Origin of the sequence: Arsukibacterium sp. (genome assembly GCF_033722355.1) — a bacterium.
Lineage (GTDB): Bacteria > Pseudomonadota > Gammaproteobacteria > Enterobacterales > Alteromonadaceae > Alishewanella.
Map to the genome: position 1 here is coordinate 1 of NZ_JAWVZF010000213.1, position 3,803 is coordinate 3,803.

The window sequence follows — 3,803 nt, forward strand, 5'->3', positions numbered from 1 at the left end:
GCCTGTTGTTCGAACATCTGCATGGCCTCATCTTCATATTTAGCGCTCAGCGTATCGCTGTTTCCTTTCCGGCTAGGCAGCATGCAATGCCCCATCCCGCCGATTTTCAGCCGGGGATGCCACATGGTTATCGCGACGCAGGAGCCCAGAATCGTCCGGATACAACAGGGCTCATCGGCAAAATAAAACTCACCCGGCTGTAAAAAGATATCGATGGCACTGTCACGTAAATCTTTCATATTACGGCTTTTGATAAATTGATGGCGTAATAAGTTTCAGTGCTTCAGTAACCCCGTTCAGGCTCTCTGATAAACTGACGATAAAGTAACCTCCGCTTCTTAATAACGGCAGCATGTTAGCCACCACTTTTTGTTTGGTTTCCTGATCAAAATAGATCATCACATTGCGCAGAAAAATCACATCGAACAGCCCCAGATCGGGAAAGGGCGAGATTAAATTAATTTGTCTGAACTGAATTTTCTCCCGCAGCTGTTTATTAATGATAAAAGTCCCCTCCTGGTTACCAATACCTTTTAAACAATATTTCTGCAGCAACGGTTTAGGGATATTGGTAGCGCGGCTTAACGGGTAATGGCCACTTCTGGCCTGTTCCAGCACCTGATTACTGATATCTGAACCCAGCAGTTGCCAGGCATTAACCGGCAGATGCTCTGCCAGCACCATTGCCAGGCTATAGGGTTCTTCGCCACTGGAACTGGCAGCACTCCAGATCCGGAACGGTCTGCCAGCACTGGCGTGCGGCAGGATCTGCTGACTTAGAAACTCAAAATGCTTGGGCTCTCGAAAAAAATAAGTTTCATTGGTGGTCAGTAAATCCAGTGCTAACTGCAATTCTGCAGGATGCTCACCACCTATAATCAGTGAAAAATATTCGCCATAACTGGTCAGCTGAAAATGCTTTAACCGTTTAAACAGCCGCCCGGCCACCAGGGCTTTTTTAACAGGACTGAGTTTGATACCTGCTGTCTGGTACAGCCAGCGCTGAAAATTATCAAATTCTTTATCTTTCAGCACGATATCCATCTGGCACTCCTGTTAGCCACTGCGGCGTTTAAACTCAAGCCCCGGCGCGATATCGCCACTAGTTACTAGGTGGCAACATCAGCCAGCATCGACATTTCATCCACTGACAATACTTTGCTGACATTCAGCAGAATAACAAATTTGCCGTCCACCTTTGCCATGCCACTGATAAAGTCGGCCCGGATCCGGGCACCAAAGCTTGGCGCCGGCTCAATTTCGCTGCCCGGAATTTCCAGCACCGCTGAGACGGCATCTACCATCAGGCCAATATCCTGCACGCCGCCATCCACTTCAACTTCGATAATAACGATACAACTGCGCCGGGTGACTTCTGACGCGTTGCGGCCAAACCGGGCGGATAAATCCACGACCGGCACTACCGCGCCACGCAGATTTATAACCCCCCGGATAAACGCCGGCATCATCGGTACTGTGGTCAGATTGCTATACTCCAGTATTTCTTTGATATGCAGAATGCCAATCGCGAACATTTCGCCCGCCAGCTGAAATGTCAGATACTGTGCGTCTTCGTCTTGCTCTGTGTGACGCTGATCAACGGTTATCGTGGTGCCCATTGCAGCCTCCGGTTAAAAACGGGTGAATTCAGTCTCATCAGTTTTCATTGTGGTTGTAGGCTTAGCGCGGTTTGGCTTAACCGGTGGTTTGGTTTTCGCTGGTTTTACCGCAGGTAATCTGTCAGTGGCTGCAGCCCCCCCCTCTATCCGGAAGAAGCTCATCGTCTGTTGCAGTTGTTCCGCCTGACTGCTCAGCTCTTCTGACGTTGCTGCCAGCTCCTCACTGCTGGAGGCATTTTGCTGGGTAATCTGATTAAGCTGGTTCATTGCCGAATTAATCTGGCCAACACCGGATGCCTGCTCTTCTGATGCAGCACTGATTTCCTGTACCAGATCAGAGGTTTTATTGATTGACGGCACCATGGCGTCGAGCAACCGGCCGGCTTTTTCAGCTAAGCCAACACTGCTTGATGACAACTCGCCAATTTCCTGGGCTGCCACCTGGCTGCGCTCCGCCAGCTTGCGCACTTCAGCTGCCACCACGGCAAAACCTTTACCGTGCTCACCGGCCCGCGCCGCTTCGATTGCCGCATTCAGCGCCAGCAGGTTAGTCTGATAGGCAATATCATCAATAATGCCGATCCGCTGCGCTATCTGCTTCATGGCGGCCACGGTCTGCTGCACCGATTCCCCCCCCTCTGTCGCTTCATTGGCGGCTTTGCTGGCCATGCCATCAGTGACTTTGGCATTTTCGGTGTTCTGATTAATACTGGCGCTCATTTGCTCAATAGAGGCACTGGTTTGTTCGACACTGGCGGCTTGTTCGCTGGTGGCCTGACTCATTGATTGGGCCGTGGCGCTGACTTCCTCAGAGGCACTGGCCAGGTTATCTGCTGAATTTCGCACTTCAGCAATAATATGGCTTAATTTCGCCACCATATTCTGCATAGCACTCATCAGCATGCCGGTTTCATCTTTAGAGTTAACCTCAATTCTGGCCGTTAAATCACCGTCAGCCAGCTTACCAGCAACCTCCGAGGCATTAATTAGCGGTTTAGAGATAATTCTGGCAATAAACAGCGCCAATGCCAGACCAATAATCAGGGCCGTTATCAGCGCCACAATAATCGCCATCCGGGCACTGCTGTACAGCTCATCACCACGGGCACTAGCCGCATTGCCACCGTCTGAGTTAAACTGAACCATCTGATTGATATCAGTAGCCGTCTTGTTAAACTGCTGTTTTTGCTCGCCAAGCATCAGCGCTTTTGCCTCTTCAGCTCTGCCTTGCTGCGCCAGCTGTTCGCGGTTTTCACTCAGCGCCAGATATTTATTCCAGCTGGCCACAAAAACCTCATACAGGCGGCGCTCATCCTGATTGGTAATTAAATCTTCATAAATCTGACTACGTTTATCTAATTCCCCGGCCATTTCTTCTGCTTCCTGTTCAGCAGCCGTGCGCTCTGCAGCGGTTTCAGCAAGCAGTTGATCCATCTCCCGTAACCGGTATTGGGACGCATAGTAGCGTATGCCCTGGGCCGCCCGCATGGCCGGCATCCAGTTTTCGGCCATCTCTGTTGACGTGCTATTAACCAGCGCCAGCTGGTTAATAGAAAACAGGCCTATAAAGGCAGTAAGTGCCAGCACCACCAGAAAAGAGCTGATTAATTTAGTCGCTATTTTCAGATCATAAAACCATTTCATGTTAATTCCCTTCTTAATGGCGAAGCGTTGGCGAAGAGCTCGCCAGCGGCTGCGTTGATGGTTGAGTTAACAATTCAGGCTGCTGATCCCGCGAGTCAGTCAGTTGCTGAATTAACGACGGGATATCCAGAATCAGTGCCACCTCACCGCTACCTAAGATGGTGGAACCACTGATACTGTTTAACGTGCTGAATAATTTGCCAAGCGGTTTAATAACTGTTTGCAGCTCGCCCTGCAGCTCATCGACCACTAAACCGGCTTTCTGGCCTGCGGTTTTTACCACTACTACATTTTGACGACGACCGGGGCTGCCACTGGCTGCAAAATACTCCCGTAAAAACACCAGCGGTAATACTTCGCCCCGTAAATTAATGTAGTGACTCATTTCACTGCTGCGCTGCTGTACTGACTCAGACAGTTCAATACATTCCTGCACCATATCCAGGGGCACCACATAGCTTGCCTCACCGACCCCCACCAGAAAGCCATCAATAATGGCCAGGGTCAGCGGCAACCGGATGCGGACCGTAGTGCCTTTAC

The 3,803-nt window shown here is 50.4% G+C and carries 4 protein-coding genes and 1 pseudogene; all 5 read right to left on the bottom strand.

The window, feature by feature from the left end; translation table 11 throughout:
* A pseudogene (locus R3177_RS13755) lies at positions 1–239 on the bottom strand (chemotaxis protein CheD); the annotation flags it as partial.
* Position 240: 1 nt separating this feature from the next.
* A complete protein-coding gene (locus tag R3177_RS13760; RefSeq protein WP_318971593.1) occupies positions 241–1,044 on the bottom strand; it encodes a protein-glutamate O-methyltransferase in 804 nt (267 codons plus the stop codon).
* 65 nt (positions 1,045–1,109) lie between these two features.
* Positions 1,110–1,619: a chemotaxis protein CheW gene (locus tag R3177_RS13765; protein WP_318971594.1), complete on the bottom strand. Its 510-nt coding sequence runs from the start codon at positions 1,617–1,619 to the stop codon at positions 1,110–1,112.
* 12 nt (positions 1,620–1,631) lie between these two features.
* Positions 1,632–3,263, bottom strand: coding sequence for a methyl-accepting chemotaxis protein (locus R3177_RS13770; protein ID WP_318971595.1), 1,632 nt, complete (start codon positions 3,261–3,263; stop codon positions 1,632–1,634).
* A 13-nt stretch (positions 3,264–3,276) separates the two neighbouring features.
* Positions 3,277–3,803 (bottom strand): chemotaxis protein CheW (locus R3177_RS13775; protein WP_318971596.1); only part of this gene is annotated, 527 nt, incomplete at its 5' end.

Bases quoted from the DNA above. Each gene is read 5' to 3' on its own strand.
- R3177_RS13760 (WP_318971593.1), bottom strand. From the start codon at position 1,044: ATGGATATCGTGCTGAAAGATAAAGAATTTGATAATTTTCAGCGCTGG.
- R3177_RS13765 (WP_318971594.1), bottom strand. From the start codon at position 1,619: ATGGGCACCACGATAACCGTTGATCAGCGTCACACAGAGCAAGACGAA.
- R3177_RS13770 (WP_318971595.1), bottom strand. From the start codon at position 3,263: ATGAAATGGTTTTATGATCTGAAAATAGCGACTAAATTAATCAGCTCT.